Origin of the sequence: Burkholderia sp. AU16741 (genome assembly GCF_002223345.1) — a bacterium.
GTDB lineage: Bacteria > Pseudomonadota > Gammaproteobacteria > Burkholderiales > Burkholderiaceae > Burkholderia > Burkholderia sola.
This window is the reverse complement of record NZ_NKEZ01000003.1, coordinates 1,441,996-1,463,973: the sequence shown is the minus strand read 5'-3', so window position 1 is coordinate 1,463,973 and position 21,978 is coordinate 1,441,996. Positions and strand designations below refer to the sequence as shown.

The window sequence follows — 21,978 nt, the reverse complement described above, 5'->3', positions numbered from 1 at the left end:
CGTCAATCGGCCGCCTGGCGGCGCGGCGGACGCCGCTTGACGGGTGTCTTCGGCCGTTCGATGCGCTCGTACAGGCGGAAGCGCTCGTCGCGGTCGGCGACGCGGCGGCCTTCCCAGACGAGACGCCATACGTATTGCGACATCGCGCTCGGCTCGCCGAAGTCGGAGCGGTCCTGACGCAGGATCACGTCGCAGTCGCCGGAGAAATCGAAGTGCATGTTGCCGAAGTAGGCGAAGGTCGCGATCTGCGCGTCGCCGAGCCGCACCGGCGAGATGCACTCGTAGTCGGACGGCAGGTGGACGGCGATCTGTTGCGCGACGTCGCGATAGGTCCGGCCGTAGTTGACGATCGGCAGCCACAGCGTCATCAGCAGCACCCACATCAGCGTGGTGCCCGCGCTCGACAGCACGACGCTGCGCCACAGCACCTTCGGCTGTCGCGACACGCGCCAGCGCGCGAGGAAGCACCAGCACACGGTGACGATCACCGCGCAGATGAACGACAGGATCTTGAAATGCGGCTCGTAGCCGGGCACGAGGCGCGCGAGGTTGCGCGCGAGCGGATGCGGGAAGCCGGTGAGCGACGCGAGCCACACGAGCCACACGAAGGTGCCGAGGATCGTGAAGCTCAGCACCGCGAACCAGTCGATCGCGTTGATCGCGCCGCGTTTGAGGGTCGGCAGCGCGAACGTCGCGAGCACCGCGAGCGGCGGCAGCAGCAGCATGTACATGCGGTTCGACTGCTGGCTTTGCAGGATCACGAGCGCGACGAGCGGCACGGCGACCGACAGCGGAATCGCGATGTGCGCACGGCGACGCATGCCGGCCCAGCTCCACCACGCCCAGATCGCGAGCGGCCACGCGGGCCACGTGAACAGCGGCAGGTTCTTCGCCGCATAGCCGAGCACGGCCGTCGGCGGGCCCGAAAAGCGCATCAGGCTGCCGTGGATCCACTGGTTGAAGAACCACGCGGCGTCGTCGGGCGCCGCGACGAACGCGGCGAGCGGCCACAGCGCGAAGATCGCGGCCGCGAGCGGCAGGCCGACCAGCGGCAGGCGCAGGTTGCGCATTTCGGGTGTGACGAGCCACAGCGCGGCCGTGCCCGCGAGCAGCGCGACGACCAGCACCGGGTTGCCGGACAGCGCGACGAGCCCCATCGCGAGGCCCCCCCACAGTGCGCCCTGCAGCGGCTTGTCGATGCCGCGCACGATCCCGTACACGAGCATCGCGATCCACGCGAACTGTGCGAGCTGCGGCGTCGTTTCGTGCCCGCGTTCCGCGAGGCCGAAGCAGGCGACGAGCACCAGCAGCGCGCCATCCGCGAGCGTGCGGCCGTAGTCGCGCGGCTCGGGTTCGCCGCCGAACGCGTATTTGAACGGTTGAACCTCGGCGCGCCGGCCGAGCAGGTAGGCCGCGTACCAGACGAACGCGCACGCGATGCAGAACAGCACGCCGGTATCGACGCGCGACGCGTTGCTCGCATCGACCCACGGATCGAGACCGCGGATCGACAGCGCGCCGAGCCAGTAGCCGAGCGGCCCGTCGGTCGTGATGAACTTGCCGACCAGGTTCGGCAGCAGCCAGTCGTGCCAGCCGCCCTTGGCCATCGTCCACATCACGCCGAAGCCCGCCGCGTCCTCGTTTTTCCACGGGTCGCGGCCGAACAGGCCGAACGCCGCGTAGACGAGGCAGAGCGTGAGCAGCAGCCAGCGCGGCAGCGCGCGCGTGGCGGAGGCGGTGAGACGGACGACAGGCTTCATGCAGATGAGCGATTTGTTATGGGCGGGCGGCCGGCGCGATCGCACGCGGCCGAGCCGGTTTCGAGCATCCGGCATTGTAGTCGCGCCCGCTGTTGAGCGTCAGGTCGTTTCCCGGGCGCCGGCCGGCGCGTGCCGGGCGAGCAGAGACAAAAAAGGGCAGCCTGGGCTGCCCTTTCGTGCGGTACCGGGTGCGTTGCCGCCGCCGGATCGGTGCAAAGCTTACTTTGCAGCAGCCTTGCCGTTGGCGCGTGCGCCGAACTTGTTCTTGAACTTCTCGACACGGCCTGCCGTGTCCATGATCTTTTGCTGACCCGTGTAGAACGAGTGCGATTCCGACGACACTTCGATCTTGGCGAGCGGGTAGGTCTTGCCGTCGAGTTCGATGTTTTCACGCGTCTGGATCGTCGAGCGCGTGATGAACTTGAAGCCGTTCGACATGTCTTGGAAGACGACTTCGCGGTAATTCGGGTGGATGCCTTCTTTCATGGTCTTTCCTTGGTGAGAGCGGTAGCCAACCCGCCGCTTGCCGTGCCGGGTACGCCAATTTGCGTATCACCAGACGACGCCAAGCCCGGCGCGAGCCACTTGCCTAAGGTCGAAAAACGGCGATTATGCCAGAAAATCAGACGGTTGACGAATAATTTTCACGGTGCGTCGAGCGCGCCGGTGCCGGCCGGATCCTGCTGGTAGTAGCGCGCGAGCAGCCGGTACAGCTCCGGAAATTCGGACTCGAACGCTTTCGGCCGAACGAACAGCGCCTCGCTGCACACCGCGAAGAATTCCGACGGGTGGTCGGCCGCATAGGGATCGATCAGCGAATCCCGCTCGAAGCGCGCCCATGCGCGATCCGGCACCGCGTCGACGCGCGCGCAGAACTGGTCGTACGCATGTTCGAACACGTCGGCCCACGTCTGCGCGTCGAGGTGCGGCGCATGCCAGCGGCGAAAAAGGGGCGGATAACCGTCGGCCGCGCCGTTGACCATGTCGATCTTGTGGGCGAACTCATGGATCACGACGTTGTACGCGTCCTGGCCGTCCGTCATCTGCGCGTCTTCCCACGACAGGATCACGGGGCCGCCTTCCCATGCTTCGCCGCTCGCGTCCTGCTCGACTTCGTGGACGACGCCGTCCTCGTCCTGCACGGTCTTGCGGATCACGAATTCGCCCGGATACACGACGACGCCGACCCAGCCGTCGTACAGCGACAGGTCGAGATTCAGCACGGGCAGGCAGGCCTGCGCGGCGATCGCGACGATCATCGCGTCGGTCAGCTCGAGCCCGTGCGCGGTCGAAAACGACTTTTTCGCGACGAACAGGCTCGTCAGCTCGCGCAGCCGGCCGAGCGCGTCGGGCGGCAGGGCGCCGAGGAACGGCAGGCGCTCGACGGTTTCGTGCCACAGCGCGTCGGGAATCGGATGGCTGCGCAGCGCGCGGTCGCGGCGGCGGTCGTCGAACCAGCGGGTCAGTTTCGAGAGCATGGAGGCGGCGGACGAAAATCCAAAGCCTGTCTTTTAACTCAATCGATCTGTTTTTGCCATGCCGCGAAGAGGCCGCCGACGAGCGCGACGCCCGCGAGGAAGTAAAAGCCGTCGAGCGACGCGAGGAACGAAGCCTGTTGCGCGACCATCCGCGCGATCGACGCGATCGCGAGGCCGTGCGCGTCGTTCAGCGCGTGGCCGGCGGCCGCATAGCTGCGCGTCAGCGCGTCGGCGGTCTGCTGGAACAGCGGATCGAACACGTTCGCGCGCTCGACGAGCCGCGTCCGATGCATGGCCAGCCGGTGCTGCTCGACGATGATCACCGACGACGTCGCGAACGAGATCGTCAGTTGCCGCACGATGTTCTTCACCCGGTAGCCGTGCGTATATTCGTCGATCGCGAAGATCCGGAACGTGAGGTTGGCCACCGGCAGCACGATGAACAGCAGCAGCAACCCGCGCAGCAGCAGCGGGACGACCAGCGCCGCTTCGCCGACCTGCGGCGTCATCCGCGTCATCCACAGCGCGGCCGTGACGGCGATCGCGAATCCCGGCACGACGAACCACTTCTTGTGCGTGACGAATTTCGCGTAGCGCAGGTAGGCGAACAGCGCGATGGCCGAGAGCAGCGACATCGTGCCGACCAGGCGCCCGGCATTCTCGACCGGATAGCCGAGGCCGTTCTCGAGCAACCGCGCCGTCAGGTAGCTGAAGCCCGTCGTCTCGTAGTAATAGAACATGTAGAGCAACAGCCCGACCTGGAACGTCCGCTCGCGAAACGCATGCAGCCGCACGAGCGGCGTCGGGTGGTGCCACTGGTGATACGCGAACCACGCGAGCGCGCCGAGCCCGGCAAACGTCAGCAGGATCAGCATCGGCGAGCCGCTGTAGAGCTGGTAATGCACCTGCTGCAGCACGATCTGCAGCGCGCCTTGCGCGAGCGCGAACACGACGTATGGCCAGAAATGTCCGGAGCCGCGCTCGTCGTCCTGCGTGCGGCCCGAATCGGGCAGCGTGAGCAACGCGAGGATCGCGAGCGCGATGCCGGCCGGCGCCGTGCACGCGAACAGTGCGCGCCACGTCGAATGCGCGACCAGCAGCCCGCCGACGATCGGCGCGAGCGCGCTGCCGAGCAGGATCATGATCAGGAACGCGCGCGTCGCGGGCGGCCGTGCCTGCGGCTTGAAGCTGATCTGGATCAGGATCCGGCACGCGCCCATCATCGGGCCGATGCAATAGCCCTGAAAGCCGCGCGCGAACGCCAGCTCCAGCGACGTGTCGGCGAGCGCCGCCGCGATCGCGCCGAACGAGAACATCAGCATGCAGCCCGCGACGTAGCGGCGATGGCCGAGCCGGTCGACCCACCATTGCTGCTGCAGGATGCCGAGCACGGCCGCGACCGCGTACGCGCTCGACGGCCACACGAGTTCGTCCGGCGATGCGTTGATGCCGCCCGCGATGTAGCTCGCGAAGAACGAGAAGACGGCGTTGTCGAAGTAGTCGATGCCGGTGACGAGCGCGAGCGCCCATGGAAACAGGTCCGCGCGCAGGTTCGCGCGGCTCCACGGCGCCCGGCCCGGCACCGCGTTCATTCGCGATCCTTGCGGGCGCGCCGTGTGCCGGCCTCGGCCCGCCGCTGCGCGATCAGCGCATCGGCGTTCTCGCCGGCGAGACGCCGCTCGACGTAATCGATGTCGTGCTGCAATTCCTTGCGTAGCGTGACGGCTTCCTTCAGTTCGCGCTGGACGGCCGCGATGCGCCGGTCGAGCGTGTCGATCTGTTCGGCGAGGCCGGCGCGGATGTCGCGCAGCGATGCGTCCGAATAGCGGCGCCGGCCGTCGCCCGTTTCTTCCAGCGGGCGCTTCAGCATTTCGGTGATGCCGTGCAGCGAGAAGCCGAGCGCGCGCAATCGCAGGATGCGCGCGAAGCGCTCGAGGTCGGCTTCGTCGTAGAGGCGGTAGCGGCCTTCGCTGCGCGACGGCGTGACGAGCCCGCGCTCTTCGTAGTATTTCAGCGTGCGCGGCGTCACGCCGAGCCGCGACGCGGCGTCGCTGACGGTCAATAGCGGGGCGGAGGCATCGTTCGGCATCGGATGGAGGGATTGGGCGGGACAATGATGCGATTATAGATCAACCTGTACGTTCACGTTCAGGTTGGGATCGAAAAACGGCCGCCGGGCAGGATGCGCGGGCGGCCGTGTTGCGGAGCGGGAGGGCGATCAGCCGCCGCGGCGCATCAGGTCGAAGAACTCGGAATTGCTCTTCGTCTGGCGGATCTTGTCGAGCAGGAATTCCATCGCCTCGACTTCGTCCATGTCGTGAATGAACTTGCGCAGCACCCAGATCTTCTGAAGGATCTCGGGCTTGATCAGCATTTCCTCGCGACGCGTGCCCGACTTGTTCAGGTTGATCGACGGGTACACGCGCTTTTCCGCGAGACGGCGCTCGAGGTGCACTTCCATGTTGCCGGTGCCCTTGAACTCTTCGTAGATCACGTCGTCCATGCGGCTGCCGGTTTCGATCAGCGCGGTGCCGATGATCGTCAGCGAGCCGCCTTCCTCGATGTTGCGCGCCGCGCCGAAGAAGCGCTTCGGACGCTGCAGCGCGTTCGCGTCGACACCGCCCGTCAGCACCTTGCCCGACGCCGGGATCACGGTGTTGTACGCACGCGCGAGACGCGTGATCGAGTCGAGCAGAATCACGACGTCGTGCTTCATTTCGACGAGGCGCTTGGCCTTCTCGATCACCATTTCGGCAACCTGGACGTGGCGCGTGGCCGGTTCGTCGAACGTCGACGCGATCACTTCGCCGGCGACCGAGCGTTGCATTTCGGTCACTTCTTCCGGACGCTCGTCGATCAGCAGCACGAACAGGATCACGTCCGGGTGGTTCTGCTTGATCGCGTGCGCGATGTGCTGGAGCATCACGGTCTTGCCCGACTTCGGCGACGCGACGAGCAGGCCGCGCTGGCCCTTGCCGATCGGCGCGATCATGTCGATGATGCGGCCCGTGACGTTTTCCTCGCCGCGCATTTCGCGTTCGAGCGACAGCGGCTTGTTCGGGTGCAGCGGCGTGAGGTTCTCGAACATGATCTTGTGTTTCGAGGCCTCGGGCGGCTGCCCGTTGACTTTGTCGACCTTCACCAGCGCGAAGTAGCGCTCGCCGTCCTTCGGCGTGCGGACTTCACCTTCGATGGTGTCGCCGGTGTGCAGGTTGAAGCGGCGGATCTGCGACGGGCTGATGTAGATGTCGTCGGTGCTCGCGAGGTACGACATTTCCGGCGAGCGCAGGAAGCCGAAGCCGTCCGGCAGCACTTCGAGCGTACCGTCGCCGAAGATCGTCTCTCCCGTCTTGGCGCGCTTTTTGAGAATGGCGAACATCAGCTCCTGCTTGCGCAGGCGGTTCGCGTTTTCGATCTCCAGGCCGTTGGCCATTTCGATCAGTTCGGAGACGTGCAGAGACTTGAGCTCGGATAAATGCATACGGAGAACCCGCCAGGGAGGAGATGCGACGAAAGAAAATAAGGGAGGAGGGCGAGCGGAAGCGCTCAGAGACTTAAATGCGTCTTGCCGACGTTTTTTAATTCTAGCATAGGCCGATTCGCGCTTGAGCGAGCGATCGGCGGCTTGACGGCGGACGTGTTGCCGACTGACAACACGTCCGCGGACCTGCCGGTATTACAGGTGGCTGTCCAGGAATGCGGTGAGCTGCGACTTCGACAGCGCGCCGACCTTCTGCGCGGCGGCCGCGCCGTTCTTGAACAGGATCAGCGTCGGGATGCCGCGCACGCCGAATTTCGCGGGCGTGGCCTGGTTGTCGTCGACGTTGATCTTCGCGATCTGCAGCTTGTCGCCGTAGTCCTTCGCGACTTCGTCGAGGATCGGGGCGATCATCTTGCACGGGCCGCACCACTCGGCCCAGAAATCGACGAGCACGGGCTTGTCGGACTTGACGACGTCCTGTTCGAACGATGCGTCGCTGATGTGTTTGATCTGTTCGCTCATTGGGTCAATACCTCTTACGGTTCGGGGACTGCCTGCTTGCGCGTTGCAGCGTACCGGCCTGCGCAAGGCTGCCGGCCGCTGCGGCAGGGCACTCCGCCTTCCGGGAAGGAGGGACGTAAGCGCTGCATGCCGCGGCTCGCGGGTCGTTCGGGCGTCATATTAGCCTAAATTGCTATCTGCTGCGGGCGGCGATAGTAGCCGCTACGCGAGTAGGGGTACGACGCGACGTTCGACCGTTGTGCGACGCAGATGGAGGCCGGCCCGCCAATTACAAGGGGCGGGCCGCATGCAGTGCGTGCGCATGGACGACGCGCCGGTTTGCCCGGCGAGATTCGCATTGATGCGAACAAACGGTCGCATTCGTCCGGAAGCGGTGATAGAATATGCCGTGACGGGCCTCCTCGCATGGTGGGGCGGTGAACCTGGTCAGGTCGGGAACGAAGCAGCCACAATCGTTTTCTGCCAGTGCCGAGGGTTGGGCTCGTCACCTTCCTTCTCGCCCCGTTCGCAGGGCGTTTTTTATTTCTGCGTCACATTCCGTTCGACCTGCGCCTTGCCCGTGTTCCGCCCCGTTTCGCGTGTCGGCGCGACGCAGCGTTACTGATACAATTTCCCGATGACCTATCAAGTTCTCGCACGCAAGTGGCGTCCGAAGGATTTCGCTTCGCTCGTCGGCCAGGAGCACGTCGTCAGGGCGCTCACGCACGCGCTCGACGGCGGGCGTCTCCATCACGCCTATCTGTTTACCGGAACCCGCGGTGTCGGCAAGACGACGCTGTCGCGGATCTTCGCGAAGGCGCTCAACTGTGAAACGGGCGTCACGTCGCAGCCGTGCGGCGTGTGTCGCGCCTGTCGCGAGATCGACGAGGGCCGTTTCGTCGATTACGTCGAGATGGACGCGGCGAGCAACCGCGGCGTCGACGAGATGGCCGCGCTGCTCGAGCGCGCGGTGTATGCGCCCGTCGATGCGCGCTTCAAGGTCTACATGATCGACGAAGTGCACATGCTGACGAACCACGCGTTCAACGCGATGCTGAAGACGCTCGAAGAGCCGCCGCCGCACGTCAAGTTCATCCTCGCGACGACCGATCCGCAGAAAATTCCCGTCACCGTGCTGTCGCGCTGCCTGCAGTTCAACCTGAAGCAGATGCCGGCCGGGCACATCGTGTCGCATCTCGAGCGGATCCTCGGCGAAGAGCAGATCACGTTCGAGCCGCAGGCGCTGCGCCTGCTCGCGCGCGCCGCGCAGGGCAGCATGCGCGATGCGCTGTCGCTGACCGACCAGGCGATCGCCTATTCGGCGAACGAAGTGACCGAATCGGCGGTGTCCGGCATGCTCGGCGCGCTGGACCAGACCTACATGGTGCGCCTGCTCGATGCGCTCGCGGCCGGCAACGGCCCGGAAATCCTCGCGATTGCCGACGAGATGTCGCTGCGCAGCCTGTCGTTCTCGACCGCGCTGCAGGATCTCGCGAGCCTGCTGCACCGGATCGCCTGGGCGCAGTTCGCGCCGGGCTCGGTGCTCGACGAATGGCCGGAAGCGGCCGACCTGCGCCGTTTCGCGGAGACGCTGAGCCCCGAGCAGGTGCAATTGTTCTATCAGATCGCGACGGTGGGGCGCGCCGAACTCGGCCTGGCGCCGGACGAATACGCCGGTTTCACGATGACGCTGCTGCGGATGCTCGCGTTCGAGCCGTCCGCTGGCGCCGGCAGCGCGCCGGGCGGTCAGCCGTCCGTGCCGCCGCGTGCGGTGCCGGCCCCGCGCGCTGCCGCGGCGCCGGCCGCCGCTGCGGCGAAGCCGGTAGTGGCCGCGCCGCCTGTCGCAGCGCGGCCGCAAGCCGCGGCGCCGGCTGCACCTGTTGCGCCGGTCGCGCGTACGGCGCCGATGCAGTCCGGTGACGACGCCGACCGCCCGGCCGCCAAGCCCGCAGCCGTTCCGGCACCGGCAGAAGCAGCAGCGCCGGCACCCGTAGCGGCCGACGCTCAAGCGATCGAGCCGCCGCAGCCGGAAGCGAAAGCTGCGCCCGCTGGCGACATGCCGCCTCCTGCCCGCAAGGAACCCGAGCCGACGGCCGTTGACGCCGTGCAGCGAAACGACGAACCGGCGCCGCAGCCGGAACCGGCACCGCGCGCCGTGTCGCCCGACCCGGTCGCCGCGCGCCCCGCGGCGCGCGCGGGCGGTGCCGCCGCCGCGCTCGACGTGCTGCGCAATGCAGGGATGCGCGTGTCGTCGGACCGCGGGCGCGCGGGCGCAGCAGCCAAGCCGGCGGCGTCCCAGCCGGTCGCCGAAAAGCCGGCCGCGCCGCGTCCGGCCGTCCAGGTGCCCACGCCGCGTGCCGCTGCGCGTGCGCCGCAAGCAGCCGATTCGCGCCAGCCGTCGCCGCCGTGGGAAGACATTCCGCCCGACGACTACGTGCCGCTCAGCGCCGACGAGATGTTCGGCGGTTCCGACGACGGTTTCGTGCCGGTGTTCGACAGCGGTCCCGACGATGTGCGCGTGACGCCGAAGCCGGCGGAGGCACGCCCGGTCGCACCGATCGACACGCGCCCGTTGCCGCCCGCGATCGCGCTCGATCCGATCGGCTTCGACGGCGAATGGCCGGCGCTGGCCGCGCAGTTGCCGCTGAAGGGCGTCGCGTACCAGCTCGCGTTCAACAGCGAGCTGACGGCCGTCGATGCGAGCGCATTGAAATTGTCCGTGCCGGTGCCGCAGTATGCGGACGCCGCGCAGGTGGCGAAGCTGAAGGCCGCACTGGCCGATGCGCTCGGCAAGCCGGTCGAGGTGAACGTCGAGGTCGGGCCCGCACGGCGCACCGCGGCGGCGCTCGATGCGGCCGCCCGCGCGGCGCGCCAGCGCGAAGCCGAGCAGGAGATTCACGGCGATCCGTTCGTCCAGCAGCTCGTGCGCGAGTTCGGTGCGCGCATCGTCGAGGGCTCGGTGCGCCCGCTGGCCGATTCGGCGCCGGACGGCGCGCCGCCCACGCTGCATTGAACTGACCGCCCCGCGACAGGCACAATCACGCCCCGCACACATTGGCCGGCACGCGCCGCGTGCCGGTTTTCACACGATCAAGAAGGAGTATTCCCATGTTGAAAGGCAACCTCGCCGGACTGATGAAGCAAGCGCAGCAAATGCAGGAAAACATGAAGAAGATGCAGGAGCAGCTTGCGCTGATCGAAGTCGAAGGGCAGTCGGGCGCCGGCCTCGTCAAGGTGACGATGACGTGCCGCAACGAAGTGCGCCGCGTGTCGATCGACCCGAGCCTGCTCGCGGACGACAAGGACATGCTCGAGGATCTCGTCGCCGCTGCGTTCAACGACGCGGTGCGCAAGGCCGAAGCCACGTCGCAGGAAAAGATGAGCGGCATGACGTCGGGCCTGCCGCTGCCCCCGGGCTTCAAGCTGCCGTTCTGAGCGCCGCGTCCTTGCCACCGTTTGCCGCCGTATGAAACAGCCGTCCGCCTTGTCCGCTCTCGTCGAAGCGTTGCGCGTGCTGCCCGGCGTCGGGCCGAAATCCGCGCAGCGCATGGCGGTTCACCTGATGCAGCACGACCGCGAGGGCGCGGAGCGGCTCGGCCGGTCGCTGCTGTTCGCGACCGAGCACCTGCAGCACTGCGAGAAGTGCAACACGTTCACCGAGGCGCAGATCTGCGAGGTCTGCAGCGACGAGGAGCGTGATCCGACGCTGCTGTGCGTCGTCGAGACGCCCGCCGACCAGATCATGCTCGAGCAGACAATGACCTACCGCGGGCTGTATTTCGTGCTGATGGGGCGACTGAGCCCGCTCGACGGAATCGGCCCGAAGGAAATCCATTTCGACCGCCTCGTGCGGCGCGCATCCGACGGCGTCGTCAAGGAAGTCGTGCTCGCGACCAACTTCACGAACGAAGGCGAAGCCACCGCCCACTACCTCGGCCAGACGCTCAAGGCGCGCGGGCTGGCGGTCACGCGCCTCGCGCGCGGCGTGCCGGTGGGCGGCGAGCTCGAGTACGTCGACGCGGGCACCATCGCCCGCGCGATGCTCGACCGCCGCACGATGTAAGCCGGGCGCCGCCTGCCGGCGGCGCCGTTCCTCATGCCAGGGAGACACATGAGCACCAGCCAGGGCCCGCTCGCGGGCGTCAAAGTGCTCGAATTCGGAACGCTGATCGCGGGGCCGTTCGCGTCGCGGCTGTTCGCCGAATTCGGCGCGGAAGTGATCAAGATCGAGGATCCGAACGGCGGCGACCCGCTGCGCAAGTGGCGCAAGCTCCATCCGGAGCAGGGCGGTACGTCGCTGTGGTGGTCGGTGCAGGCGCGCAACAAGAAATCGGTCACGCTCAATCTGAAAGCCGATGCCGGCAAGGCGATCGCGCGGCAGCTCGCGAGCGAGGCCGACATCGTGATCGAGAATTTCCGCCCGGGCCTGCTCGAAAAGCTCGGGCTCGGCTACGACGTGCTGTCGGCCGACAATCCGGGCCTCGTGATGGTGCGTCTGTCCGGCTACGGGCAGACGGGCCCGTACCGCGACCGGCCCGGCTTCGGCGCGATCGCCGAATCGATGGGCGGGCTGCGCCACATCACCGGCTATCCCGATCTGCCGCCGCCGCGCATCGGCATTTCGATCGGCGATTCGATCGCAGCGCTGCACGGCGTGATCGGCGCGCTGATGGCGCTCCATCACCGCAAGGTCAACGGCGGCGCGGGGCAGGTGGTCGACGTTGCACTGTATGAAGCCGTGTTCAACATGATGGAAAGCGTGGTGCCCGAATACGGCGTGTACGGGATGGTGCGCGAGCGCACCGGCGCGTCGCTGCCGGGCATCGTGCCGTCGAATACGTATGCATGCCGCGACGGCAGCATCGTGATCGGCGGCAACAGCGATCCGATCTTCAAGCGGCTGATGAAGGCGATCGAGCGCGACGACCTCGCCGACGATCCCGCGCTCGCGCAAAACGACGGGCGGGTGCCGCGCACGCAGGAAATCGACGACGCGATCGCCGCGTGGCTCGCGCCGCGCACGATCGACGAGGCGCTCGTCGTGCTCAATGCGGCCGACGTGCCGGCCGGGCGCATCTACAGCGCGGCCGACATGTTCACCGATCCGCAGTTCGTCGCGCGCCAGATGATCCAGCGTTTCAAGCTGGCCGACGGCACCGACATTCCGCTGCCGAACATCACGCCGAAGCTGTCGGACACGCCGGGCGAAACGCGCTGGCTCGGGCCCGAGCTCGGCGAGCATACCGACGAGGTGCTGCGCGGCCTCGGCTACGACGCGCACGCGATTGCCGCGCTGCGCGAGGCGGGCGCGATCTGAGCGCATCCGGCGTGGCGCTTTGCGCCGGGCCGCTCGACGAAGGGTTCCCCGAGGCGATTTTGTCCGGGCGGAAAACCCGGCGGCCCGGTGTTTTCCCCAGCGCGCGGAATGCCGCCGCGCAGTGCGGCGGCGCATCGCATGCCCATGCGTATACCCGGCCGTCCGCGGCGGCCGGACTGTCGCTCTCGCGCCATCTTTCCTCGGTTACAATCGCCGGATGCGAATCCTACTCAGCAACGACGACGGCTATCTCGCCCCCGGTCTCGCCGCGCTCAGCGAAGCGCTGCAGCCGCTGGCCGAGCTTACGGTGATCGCGCCCGAGCAGAACTGCAGCGGCGCGTCGAATTCCCTCACGTTGTCGCGGCCGCTGTCGGTGCAGCGCGCAGCGGGTACGGGTTTCTTCTACGTGAACGGCACGCCGACCGATTCGGTGCACGTCGCGCTGACGGGGATGGCCGACGCGAGGCCGGACATCGTCGTATCCGGCATCAACAACGGCCAGAACATGGGCGAAGACACGCTCTATTCGGGGACAGTTGCGGCCGCCACCGAAGGCATCATGTTCGGCGTGCCGGCCGTCGCGTTCTCGCTGGTCGACAAGGGCTGGGCCCATCTGGCCGACGCCGCGCGCGTCGCCGCGGAAATCGTCGCGCACTATCTCGCGCATCCGCTGCCGGGTAACCCGCTGCTGAACGTCAATATTCCGAACCTGCCGTACGACCACCTGAAGGGCTGGAAGGTCACGCGTCTTGGCAAGCGTCATCCGTCGCAGCCGGTGATTCGCCAGACCAACCCGCGCGGCGAGCCGATCTACTGGATCGGCGCCGCGGGCGACGCGCTGGACGCCAGCGACGGCACCGATTTCCACGCCGTCGCAAACGGTTTCGTATCGATCACACCGCTGCAGCTCGATCTCACGCATACGCAGATGCTGCCCGCGACGCGCGAATGGGCGCGCGCCGGAGGGCGGGCTTCATGAGCGGCGAGCGCGCGAAGCGGTTCCCGCTCGCGCTCGAAGATCTCAAACGAGCGCCACGCAAATCGGAAGGTCGGGCCGGCGAACGCCAAGCGGCGGGCGCGGTGCCGAAGGCCGCCGACAAACCCGCAGCCGTACTGAAACCGGTTGCGGTGAAGCCGGCCGCCGCGCGGGTGCCGCTGTCGGGCATCGCCGCCGCGAAGCCGGCGACCGCACCGAAGCCGACCGCGCTGAAACCCGCACTGCCGAAGCCGGCTGCGCCGAGCATCGCGCCGGCCGGCGCGTTCGCCCTCACGTCGGAACGCGTGCGCGAGCGGATGGTCGAACGGCTGCGCGCGAACGGCGTGACCGATGCGCGCGTGCTGGACGCGATGGCCGCGGTGCCGCGCCACCTGTTCGTGGATCCCGGGCTCGCGACGCAGGCCTACGAGGATTCGGCGTTGCCGATCGGCCACCAGCAGACCATTTCAAAGCCGTCGGTCGTCGCGCGCATGATCGAGCTCGCGATGGCCGGCCGCACGCTCGAGCGCGTGCTCGAGATCGGCACGGGTTGCGGCTATCAGGCCGCCGTGCTGAGCCACGTGGCACGCGACGTGTATTCGATTGAACGCATCAAGCCGCTCTACGAGCGCGCGAAGCTGAACCTGCGGCCGCTGCGCGTGCCGAACATCCGTCTGCATTACGGCGACGGGCGTGTCGGCCTGCCGTCCGCGGCCCCGTTCGACGCGATCGTGATCGCCGCGGCGGGGCTCGACGTGCCGCAGGCGCTGCTCGAGCAGCTCGCGATCGGCGGGCGGCTCGTCGCGCCGGTCGGCGGCCAGAGCGGGCAGCACCAGGTGCTCACGCTCGTCGAGCGCGTCGCGCACGCGCAATGGCGAGCGTCCCGGCTTGATCGCGTTTTCTTTGTCCCTTTAAAATCCGGAGTGATTTGAAACCGATGAGTATGTTGCGCGCGATGCAAAACAACCGATCCAGGGAACCGCTCACGCTCGCCCAGCGCGCGATCTGTGTGGCTGCGTTCTCCACGCTGCTGGCCGCCTGTGCGACGCGGCTCGACAACGCGCCCGTCGTCGATCGCTCCGGGTCGCTCGGCACGACCGCCGCCGCGCAGCCCGCGGCGCCGCTTCCGCCGGCGCCGCCGGGTTACTACCGGGTGAAGCCGGGCGACACGCTGTACCGGATCGCACTTGAAAACGGGCAGAACTATCGCGACATCGCCGCGTGGAACAATCTGGCGAACCCGAATCAGATCGAAGTCGACCAGCTGCTGCGCGTGTCGCCGCAAGCCGGCGCCGCGGTCGCGGGCACGCCGGCCGCCGCGCCGATCGTCGGCGGTGCGGTCGCGACCGCACCGCTGAGCAGCGGTCCGGCCGCGCCGGCTGCCGGCACGTCGTCCTCGCTCGCCGCCACGCCGCCGGCCGCGGCAACCGGCTCGAGCGATACGGCGGCGGCGCCGAGCGGTCCCGTGACGTTCGCGTGGCCCGCGCGCGGCCCCGTGCTGAACGGGTTCGACGATGCGAAGAACAAGGGTGTCAATATCGGCGGGACGGCCGGCGAGGCCGTGAAGGCGGCGGCGGACGGCCGTGTCGTTTACTCCGGCAACGGTCTGCGTGGTTACGGCAACCTCATTATCATCAAGCACGACGCAACTTACCTCACGGCGTATGCACACAATCGCGCTTTGATGGTAAAAGAGGGGGACGCGGTAACGAAGGGGCAGAAGATCGCCGAGATGGGTAACAGCGATGCCGACCGCGTGATGCTGCATTTCGAGGTTCGCCGGCAGGGTAAGCCTGTCGATCCGCTGAAGTATTTGCCGCCTCAATAACCGAGACGACCATGCCGAAATCGAAGCGCCACGAGCCGCAAGCCGAGTCTGAGAAGATCAGTCGTGCCACGCAAGCATCGGTGGGGCGAGCAGGTGCTTCGACGGACGACGAGGACGACGTCGCGGAAAACGAACGCGATCTCGAGGCCCGCGACGCCGAAGCGGACGGTGGCGACGACGAGCGCGAAGGCCGCCAGGAAGCGGCGCCCGACGTCGACGATTTCCGCACGCTGCTGCAGGCCGAGCTCACGGCCGACACGATCCAGCATTACCTGAACCGCATCAGCGTGAAGCCGCTGCTGACCGTCGAGGAAGAGCAGCGCTATTCGCGCCTGGCGAAGGCCGGCGAATTCGAGGCGCGGCAGGTGATGATCGAGCGCAACCTGCGTCTCGTCGTCAGTATCGCGAAGGGCTACCTGAACCGCGGCGTGCCGCTGCTCGACCTGATCGAGGAAGGCAACCTCGGCCTGATGCACGCGATCGAGAAATTCGACCCGACGCGCGGTTTCCGTTTCTCGACCTACGCGACGTGGTGGATCCGGCAGAGCATCGAGCGGGCGATCATGAACCAGGCTCGCACGGTGCGCCTGCCCGTGCACGTGATCCGTGAACTGAACCAGGTGCTGCGCGCGAAGCGCCATCTCGAAAAGAATTCGATGTCGACGGGCGAGGCGGCCGAACGCCGCGAAGCCAGCATCGACGACATCGCCTATCTCACCGGCAAGACCGCCGAGGAAGTCACCGATATCCTCGCGCTCAACGAACACACCGCGTCGCTCGACGCGCCGCTCGATCTCGATCCCGCGAGCAGCCTGCTCGACCTGTTGCCCGACGACCAGAGCCAGTCGCCCGACGCCGAGGTGCAGCACCGCGAACTCGAAACGCTGACGCGCGCGTGGCTGTCGCGGCTGTCCGACAAGCACCGGCACGTGATCGAGCGCCGCTTCGGCCTGAACCACATCGAACCGGCGACGCTCGAGGAACTCGCCGACGAGATGGGGCTCACGCGCGAGCGCGTGCGGCAGATCCAGCAGGAAGCGCTGGTGCGCCTCAAGCGGTTCTTCGCCTCCAACGGCGTGCGCAAGGACGCCGTTCTGTAACTGATGACCCCGATCCTTGTTTTTGACATCGAGACGATTCCCGATGTCGACGGCATTCGCCGTCTGGAAGACCTGCCCGCGACGCTCGACGATGCCGCGGTGGCCGAACATGCGTTTGCCGCACGCCGCGAGAAGACCGGCGGCGATTTCCTGCCGCATCATCTGCAGCGGATCGCGGCGATCTCGTGCGTGTTCCGCGACAACAACGGTTTTCGCGTGCGCTCGCTCGGGACGCCGCAGGACAACGAAGCGACGCTGATCCAGTCGTTCTACCGCGTGATCGAGAAGTACACGCCGCAGCTCGTGTCGTGGAACGGCGGCGGTTTCGATCTGCCGGTCCTCCATTACCGCGCGCTCGTGCACGGCATTCCCGCCACCCGCTACTGGGATCTCGGCGAGGACGACCGCGAGTTCAAGTGGAACAACTACATCTCGCGCTATCACTCGCGGCATACCGACCTGATGGACGTGCTCGCGATGTATCAGGCGCGCGCGAACGCCCCGCTCGACGCGCTGGCGAAGCTGTGCGGTTTCCCGGGCAAGCTGGGGATGGACGGCAGCCAGGTGTGGCCGGCGTTCCGCGATGGCCGGATCGACGAAATCCGCAACTATTGCGAAACCGACGTCGTCAATACGTATCTGCTGTATTGCCGGTTCCAGTTGATGCGCGGCGGCCTGACGCCGAGCGAGTACGCGGACGAGATCCTGCTCGTGAAGAACGCGCTCGCGCTGGAACCGGCGCCGCACTGGGTCGAATATCTGGCGGGCTTCGACGCGTAGCGCGGGCAGGCCGCGCCGCAACCGGTGCGATCAGGCGAGTTCGAGCAGCACCGGCTGATGATCGGACGCGCGTACGTCGCCGTTGATCTCGCAGCCGACGACGCGCGGCAACAGCGTGTCGGTCACGAATACGAAATCGCACGCGAGCGGGCCTTCCGACCATTGTGCGGTGTCGTAGACGCCGGCCGTCGGCGGCGGCGTGCGACCGGGATGCCGTGCGACCCACGCGTCGACGAAACCGGGTGCGTCGGCAATCGGCTCCAGAAAGCGCTGGTACGCATCGTTGCCGAACGCGCTGTTGAAGTCGCCGCAGACGATCGCATCGCGCGGTTGTCCGGTCGCGGTGAACGGCCCGTCGGCGGTTTCGGCGGGAGCGGGATGGGTCGCATGCGCGCAGGCGTCGCGATGCCGGTCGCGTAGCGCGTCGACCTGCGCCAGCCGCTGGCGTGCCGAGTAATACTCCAGATGCGTGGTGACCACGCGCAACGCCCCGAACGGCGTATGCAGCTCGACATCGAGCGCGACGCGCGGCATCGACGGCGCACCGGCGTCGGCCGGCCACGGCAGCGAGTGACGCAGCACGCGCCCGATCGGCAGCCGCGTCGCGATCGCGTTGCCGAACTGGCGGCGCGGTGCGCGTGGCCGGATGGCCGGCAGGTCGGCGCCGATGACGCCGACGATCGTATAGCCGGGCAGCAGCGCCGCGAGTTCGGCGAACTGGTCCGGGCCTGGCCGGCCCGGCAGGGCGTCGAAACCGCGCGTGACCTCCTGCAGGCACAGCACGTCGAAATCGCCGAGCCGGCGAATAGCCGCGACGGTGCCGGACAGATCGACCACGCCGTCGGCGTCCCGACCCCATTGGATGTTCCAGTCGATCAATCGCATGGTCGAATCTCCTTGGTCTGCTGCTGCGAGCAGAACCCGTGCCGCCGGTGGGCCGTGCCGCGAATCGCACGCGACCGGCCAGCCGGCGTGCAACGGGGTGCGCGATCGTCGGCCGCTCCGGCGCCACGCAGCGCGGCATGCGCATCGGCATCGGCGCTTGCGCGACGAAAGCGCGCGACGGGGGCCGTCGTCGTCTACAATCTCGCCTTCTTCAACGTTTGTCAGGAAAAGCTGGTGTCCGAAGCCGTCCCCACTTCTGCGCGCAAATCGAAAAACGCGCCCGTCGCGCCCGGTCCTGCCCCGGTTCTCGAGATCGAATCGCTCGACATGGAAGCGCGCGGTGTCGGCCGCACGATGACCGAGGACGGTCAGCCGGGCAAGGTGATCTTCGTCGAAGGCGCGCTGCCGGGCGAGCGCGTGACCTATTCGAGCTATCGCCGCAAGCCGAGCTACGAGCAGGCGACGGTTGTCGACATTCTGCGCCCGAGCGTGATGCGCACGCAGCCGAAGTGCACATTCTTCGGCACCTGCGGCGGTTGCTCGATGCAGCATCTCGACATGCGTGCGCAGGTGGCGGTCAAGCAGCGCGTGCTGGAAGACAACCTGTGGCACCTGGCGAAGCTGCGCGCGGAAACGATGTTCGCGCCGATCCATGGACCGTCGTGGGGCTATCGCTACCGGGCGCGCCTGACCGTGCGCAACGTCGCGAAGAAGGGCGGCGTGCTGGTCGGGTTCCACGAGAAGAAGAGCAGCTACGTGGCCGACATGACGAGCTGCGAAGTGCTGCCGCCGCACGTGTCGGCGATGCTCGTGCCGCTGCGTCGGCTCGTCGAGGGGCTGTCGATTCGCGACCGGATGCCGCAGATCGAACTCGCGGTCGGCTCGGCCGTCACCGCGCTCGTGCTGCGCGTGCTGGAGCCGATCAACGCGGACGACGAAGCGCTGCTGCGCGCGTTCGCTGACGAGCACAACGTGCAGTTCTGGCTGCAGCCGAAGGGGCCGGACACGGTGACGCCGTTCTACCCGCTCGACGTATCGCTCGATTACACCCTGCCGGAATTCGGCATCCGCATGCCGTTCAAGCCGACCGACTTCACGCAGGTCAATCACCAGATCAACCGCGTGCTGGTGGGGCGTGCGCTGCGCCTGCTCGCGCCGTCGCGCGACGATCGCGTGCTCGACCTGTTCTGCGGGATCGGCAACTTCACGCTGCCGCTCGCGCGGCTGTCGCGCGAGGTGATGGGCATCGAGGGCAGCGATACGCTGACCACGCGTGCGCTCGCGAACGCTCGTGAGAACGGTGTCGACGGCCACACGACGTTCGCGTGCCGGAACCTGTTCGAAGTCACGGGCGACGACCTGCGCGCACTCGGCGCATTCGACAAGTTCCTGATCGACCCGCCGCGCGAAGGCGCGCTCGCGGTGTCGAAGGCGCTGGCCGAGATCGCGCAGAGCGGCGCAGGCCCGCTGCCGAAGCGCATCGTCTACGTATCGTGCAACCCGTCGACGCTCGCGCGCGATGCGGGCCTGCTCGTGCACGAAGCCGGCTACCGGCTGAAGGGCGCCGGGGTCGTGAACATGTTCCCGAATACGTCGCACGTCGAATCGATCGCGCTGTTCGAGCGCGACTGAGCCGGGCGGCGGACGTAAAAAACCGGCCCGCGGGCTAATGCCGTTCAGTTAAGAACTGAACGGCATTTTTGTTTTGGGTGTTGTAAACGGTGATGGAGGCTGTTAACCTGCGTCGCCATGCTTGATGACACCCTGAATTTTCTCGCTGAAGAACAGGAGGCGCCCGACTGGGCTCGCCTGGGCGAGCACTTGCCCTACGAGTGGATTGAGCAGGTGGTGGCTTACACGGGACGGGCGAGCATCCGGCAACGCCGCTTGCCCGCTGAGCAGGTTGTTTGGCTGGTTATTGCGCTGGCATTGTATCGGCATCAATCGATCAGCGAGGTTGTCGACGATCTCGATCTTGCGCTACCGGATATGCAGGCGCCGTTCGTCAGCAAGAGCGCTGTCGCTCAGGCCCGGCAGCGCCTGGGCGCGCAACCACTGAAGGCGCTGTTCGAATTGTCGGCCAAGGCGTGGGCCGAGCAGGACCGCAAACAATACCTGTTCAAGGGGTTGAGCCTGTTTGCGATGGATGGCACGACGCTCAGGACGGCGGACACCCCCGAACATCGGGCTCATTTCGGCGCCCAGGTTTATGCCGGCAACACCATCGCCAGTTATCCGCAGGTCCGTGGCGTGACGCTGACTGCCGTGCCCACGCACCTGATCCGCAGCGCGGCGTTCGGTCCGTATGGCACGAACGAGATGCTATATGCCAAGGATCTGCTCGACGCCATCCCCGATGATTCGCTGACGGTATTCGACAAGGGGTTTCTATCTGCAGAAATCCTGTGTGGCTTGAGCCGCGCGGGTTCGAACCGTCACTTCCTCATCCCGGCCAAGGCCAACACCAAATGGGAAGTCATCGAGGGAACGCCTGATGATGCGGTGGTAAGCATGCGCGTGTCGCCCCAGGCACGCAAGAAATGCCCGGACCTGCCAGAGGTGTGGCAGGCGCGAGCCGTCACCCTGGTCGACTCAAGTGCCCGCAAGCGCGTACTGCTGACGTCACTGTTCGACCGAAAACGCTACACGAGCGCCGATATCGTGGCCTGCTATGCGCGCCGCTGGCAAATTGAAACCAGCTATCGAGAACTCAAGCAGACGATGATGGGCATGGCGCCGATCCTGCGCAGCCGCAGCGTTGAGGGGGTGTATCAGGAAATCTGGGGCGCGCTGATTGCCTACAACCTCGTGCGATTGGAGATTGCCAAGGCCGCGCTTGCGGTGAAGTGCGAGCCGACCGAGATTAGCTTCGTGCGCGCCTTCCACGTCATCCAGTACGAATTGCACTGGGCCGCGGTTACCCGTGCGCAGGGCAAACTCCCAGCCCTGCTGCAACGACTGCGACTACGTCTGGTCGCGCTACTCAAAGAAGAACGGCCCGCTCGAAAATTCGAGCGGGCCGTGAAGGCCGTGCCAAAACGCTATGCCGTCCGTGTCCTTAAAAAGAACCTTAACTGAACGGCATTAGGCCCGCGGGCCGGTTTTTCATGGTGCGTGCCGAACGTCAGTTGCGGTTGCCGCCGAAAATGCCGAGCAGCACGAGCAGGTTCGTGAACACGTTGTACAGGTCGAGGTAGATCGCGAGCGTGGCCGAGATGTAGTTCGTCTCGCCGCCGTTCACGACGCGCTGGACGTCGAACAGCATGTAGGCCGAGAAGATCGCGATCGCGAGCACCGACACGGTGAGCATCAGCGCCGGCAGTTGCAGGAAGATGTTCGCGACCGACGCGAGCAGGATCACGATCACGCCCATGAACAGCCACTTGCCGAGGCCCGAGAAGTCGCGCTTGCTGACGGTGGCGATCGTCGCCATCGTGGCGAAGATGATGCCGGTGCCGCCGAACGCGAGCATGATCAGCGACGGGCCGTTCGAGAAGCCGAGGATGAAGCTCAGCAGCCGCGACAGCATCAGGCCCATGAAGAACGTGAAGCCGAGCAGCACGAACACGCCGGCCGCGCTGTTTTTGGTCCGCTCGATCGCGAACATGAAGCCGAACGCGATCGCGAAGAACGCGAGCAGGCTCATCATCGGGCTCGTGGCCGCGAACAGCGAGAAGCCCGTCGCGACGCCGACCCAGGCGCCCAGCACGGTCGGCACCATCGACAGCGCGAGCAGCCAGTACGTGTTCCGCAGCACGCGGTTGCGAACCTCGGCGGTGCTGACGGAGCCGCCGCGGCCGAAATTGTACGGATAGTCGTTCATGGTTTCTCCTAACATTGAACGCGTGAGCGTCCGGGGCCGGTTCGGCGCA

The 21,978-nt window shown here is 66.8% G+C and carries 20 protein-coding genes and 1 other RNA gene; 12 read left to right on the top strand and 9 right to left on the bottom strand.

Annotation, left to right across the window (positions count from 1 at the left end):
* Nucleotides 1–2: 2 nt before the first annotated feature.
* The 7 genes from CFB89_RS09200 to trxA all read right to left on the bottom strand — a co-directional run bounded on the left by CFB89_RS09200 (nucleotide 3) and on the right by trxA (nucleotide 7,241).
* The gene (locus CFB89_RS09200; RefSeq protein ID WP_089467586.1) at nucleotides 3–1,835 is read right to left on the bottom strand and encodes a glycosyltransferase family 39 protein; all 1,833 of its coding nucleotides are present in this window, start codon (nucleotides 1,833–1,835) and stop codon (nucleotides 3–5) included.
* 144 nt (nucleotides 1,836–1,979) lie between these two features.
* Entirely contained in the window at nucleotides 1,980–2,246 is a 267-nt protein-coding gene (locus CFB89_RS09195) for a type B 50S ribosomal protein L31 (RefSeq protein WP_050013208.1), read from the bottom strand.
* Nucleotides 2,247–2,404: 158 nt separating this feature from the next.
* On the bottom strand, nucleotides 2,405–3,238 hold the full coding sequence (locus CFB89_RS09190; RefSeq protein ID WP_089467585.1) for a zinc-dependent peptidase: 834 nt from the start codon (nucleotides 3,236–3,238) through the stop codon (nucleotides 2,405–2,407).
* Between the two features lie 38 nt (nucleotides 3,239–3,276).
* Nucleotides 3,277–4,830: an MFS transporter gene (locus tag CFB89_RS09185; protein WP_089467584.1), complete on the bottom strand. Its 1,554-nt coding sequence runs from the start codon at nucleotides 4,828–4,830 to the stop codon at nucleotides 3,277–3,279.
* Nucleotides 4,827–5,327: a MerR family transcriptional regulator gene (locus CFB89_RS09180; RefSeq protein ID WP_089467583.1), complete on the bottom strand. Its 501-nt coding sequence runs from the start codon at nucleotides 5,325–5,327 to the stop codon at nucleotides 4,827–4,829. Before CFB89_RS09180 ends, CFB89_RS09185 begins: the two co-directional genes overlap by 4 nt.
* Nucleotides 5,328–5,456: 129 nt before the next feature.
* Nucleotides 5,457–6,719 (bottom strand): transcription termination factor Rho, encoded by a 1,263-nt coding sequence (gene rho, locus CFB89_RS09175; protein ID WP_006478662.1) that lies wholly within the window; start codon nucleotides 6,717–6,719, stop codon nucleotides 5,457–5,459.
* A 195-nt stretch (nucleotides 6,720–6,914) separates the two neighbouring features.
* Entirely contained in the window at nucleotides 6,915–7,241 is a 327-nt protein-coding gene (gene trxA, locus CFB89_RS09170) for a thioredoxin TrxA (protein WP_006402348.1), read from the bottom strand.
* A gap of 390 nt (nucleotides 7,242–7,631) precedes the next feature.
* Here trxA and ffs point away from each other — a divergent pair.
* The 10 genes from ffs (at nucleotide 7,632) to CFB89_RS09120 (ending at nucleotide 17,221) form a co-directional block, all read left to right on the top strand.
* Nucleotides 7,632–7,730, top strand: an RNA gene (gene ffs, locus CFB89_RS09165) — signal recognition particle sRNA small type.
* A 127-nt stretch (nucleotides 7,731–7,857) separates the two neighbouring features.
* Nucleotides 7,858–10,233: a DNA polymerase III subunit gamma/tau gene (locus CFB89_RS09160; RefSeq protein WP_089467582.1), complete on the top strand. Its 2,376-nt coding sequence runs from the start codon at nucleotides 7,858–7,860 to the stop codon at nucleotides 10,231–10,233.
* Between the two features lie 95 nt (nucleotides 10,234–10,328).
* Nucleotides 10,329–10,655 (top strand): YbaB/EbfC family nucleoid-associated protein, encoded by a 327-nt coding sequence (locus tag CFB89_RS09155; RefSeq protein WP_006482124.1) that lies wholly within the window; start codon nucleotides 10,329–10,331, stop codon nucleotides 10,653–10,655.
* Nucleotides 10,656–10,686: 31 nt separating this feature from the next.
* The gene (gene recR, locus CFB89_RS09150) at nucleotides 10,687–11,283 is read left to right on the top strand and encodes a recombination mediator RecR (protein WP_006478665.1); all 597 of its coding nucleotides are present in this window, start codon (nucleotides 10,687–10,689) and stop codon (nucleotides 11,281–11,283) included.
* Nucleotides 11,284–11,331: 48 nt separating this feature from the next.
* Nucleotides 11,332–12,537 carry a CaiB/BaiF CoA-transferase family protein gene (locus tag CFB89_RS09145; RefSeq protein WP_050013203.1) on the top strand — a complete coding sequence of 402 codons (1,206 nt, stop codon included), beginning with the start codon at nucleotides 11,332–11,334 and terminating at the stop codon, nucleotides 12,535–12,537.
* A gap of 217 nt (nucleotides 12,538–12,754) precedes the next feature.
* Nucleotides 12,755–13,516: a 5'/3'-nucleotidase SurE gene (gene surE, locus CFB89_RS09140; RefSeq protein WP_089467581.1), complete on the top strand. Its 762-nt coding sequence runs from the start codon at nucleotides 12,755–12,757 to the stop codon at nucleotides 13,514–13,516.
* Nucleotides 13,513–14,445 (top strand): protein-L-isoaspartate(D-aspartate) O-methyltransferase, encoded by a 933-nt coding sequence (locus CFB89_RS09135; protein WP_089467970.1) that lies wholly within the window; start codon nucleotides 13,513–13,515, stop codon nucleotides 14,443–14,445. The genes surE and CFB89_RS09135 overlap by 4 nt, the downstream gene beginning before the upstream one ends.
* A gap of 5 nt (nucleotides 14,446–14,450) precedes the next feature.
* Entirely contained in the window at nucleotides 14,451–15,341 is an 891-nt protein-coding gene (locus tag CFB89_RS09130; RefSeq protein ID WP_089467580.1) for a peptidoglycan DD-metalloendopeptidase family protein, read from the top strand.
* Between the two features lie 11 nt (nucleotides 15,342–15,352).
* On the top strand, nucleotides 15,353–16,441 hold the full coding sequence (gene rpoS / locus CFB89_RS09125) for an RNA polymerase sigma factor RpoS (protein WP_089467579.1): 1,089 nt from the start codon (nucleotides 15,353–15,355) through the stop codon (nucleotides 16,439–16,441).
* A gap of 3 nt (nucleotides 16,442–16,444) precedes the next feature.
* Nucleotides 16,445–17,221, top strand: a complete 777-nt coding sequence (locus CFB89_RS09120) for a 3'-5' exonuclease (protein WP_074802594.1) — start codon at nucleotides 16,445–16,447, stop codon at nucleotides 17,219–17,221.
* Between the two features lie 30 nt (nucleotides 17,222–17,251).
* On the opposite strand, the gene CFB89_RS09115 is transcribed toward CFB89_RS09120, so the two are convergent.
* On the bottom strand, nucleotides 17,252–18,106 hold the full coding sequence (locus CFB89_RS09115; protein ID WP_089467578.1) for an endonuclease/exonuclease/phosphatase family protein: 855 nt from the start codon (nucleotides 18,104–18,106) through the stop codon (nucleotides 17,252–17,254).
* Between the two features lie 327 nt (nucleotides 18,107–18,433).
* On the opposite strand from CFB89_RS09115, the gene rlmD reads away from it, so the two are divergent.
* Together rlmD and CFB89_RS09105 are read left to right on the top strand one after the other, a co-directional pair.
* On the top strand, nucleotides 18,434–19,738 hold the full coding sequence (gene rlmD, locus CFB89_RS09110; protein WP_306427122.1) for a 23S rRNA (uracil(1939)-C(5))-methyltransferase RlmD: 1,305 nt from the start codon (nucleotides 18,434–18,436) through the stop codon (nucleotides 19,736–19,738).
* Between the two features lie 117 nt (nucleotides 19,739–19,855).
* The gene (locus tag CFB89_RS09105) at nucleotides 19,856–21,184 is read left to right on the top strand and encodes an IS4 family transposase (RefSeq protein ID WP_089467576.1); all 1,329 of its coding nucleotides are present in this window, start codon (nucleotides 19,856–19,858) and stop codon (nucleotides 21,182–21,184) included.
* Nucleotides 21,185–21,230: 46 nt separating this feature from the next.
* Here the strand turns inward: CFB89_RS09105 and CFB89_RS09100 are convergent, their stop codons facing one another.
* A complete protein-coding gene (locus CFB89_RS09100) occupies nucleotides 21,231–21,929 on the bottom strand; it encodes a Bax inhibitor-1/YccA family protein (protein WP_089467575.1) in 699 nt (232 codons plus the stop codon).
* Nucleotides 21,930–21,978: the final 49 nt, after the last annotated feature.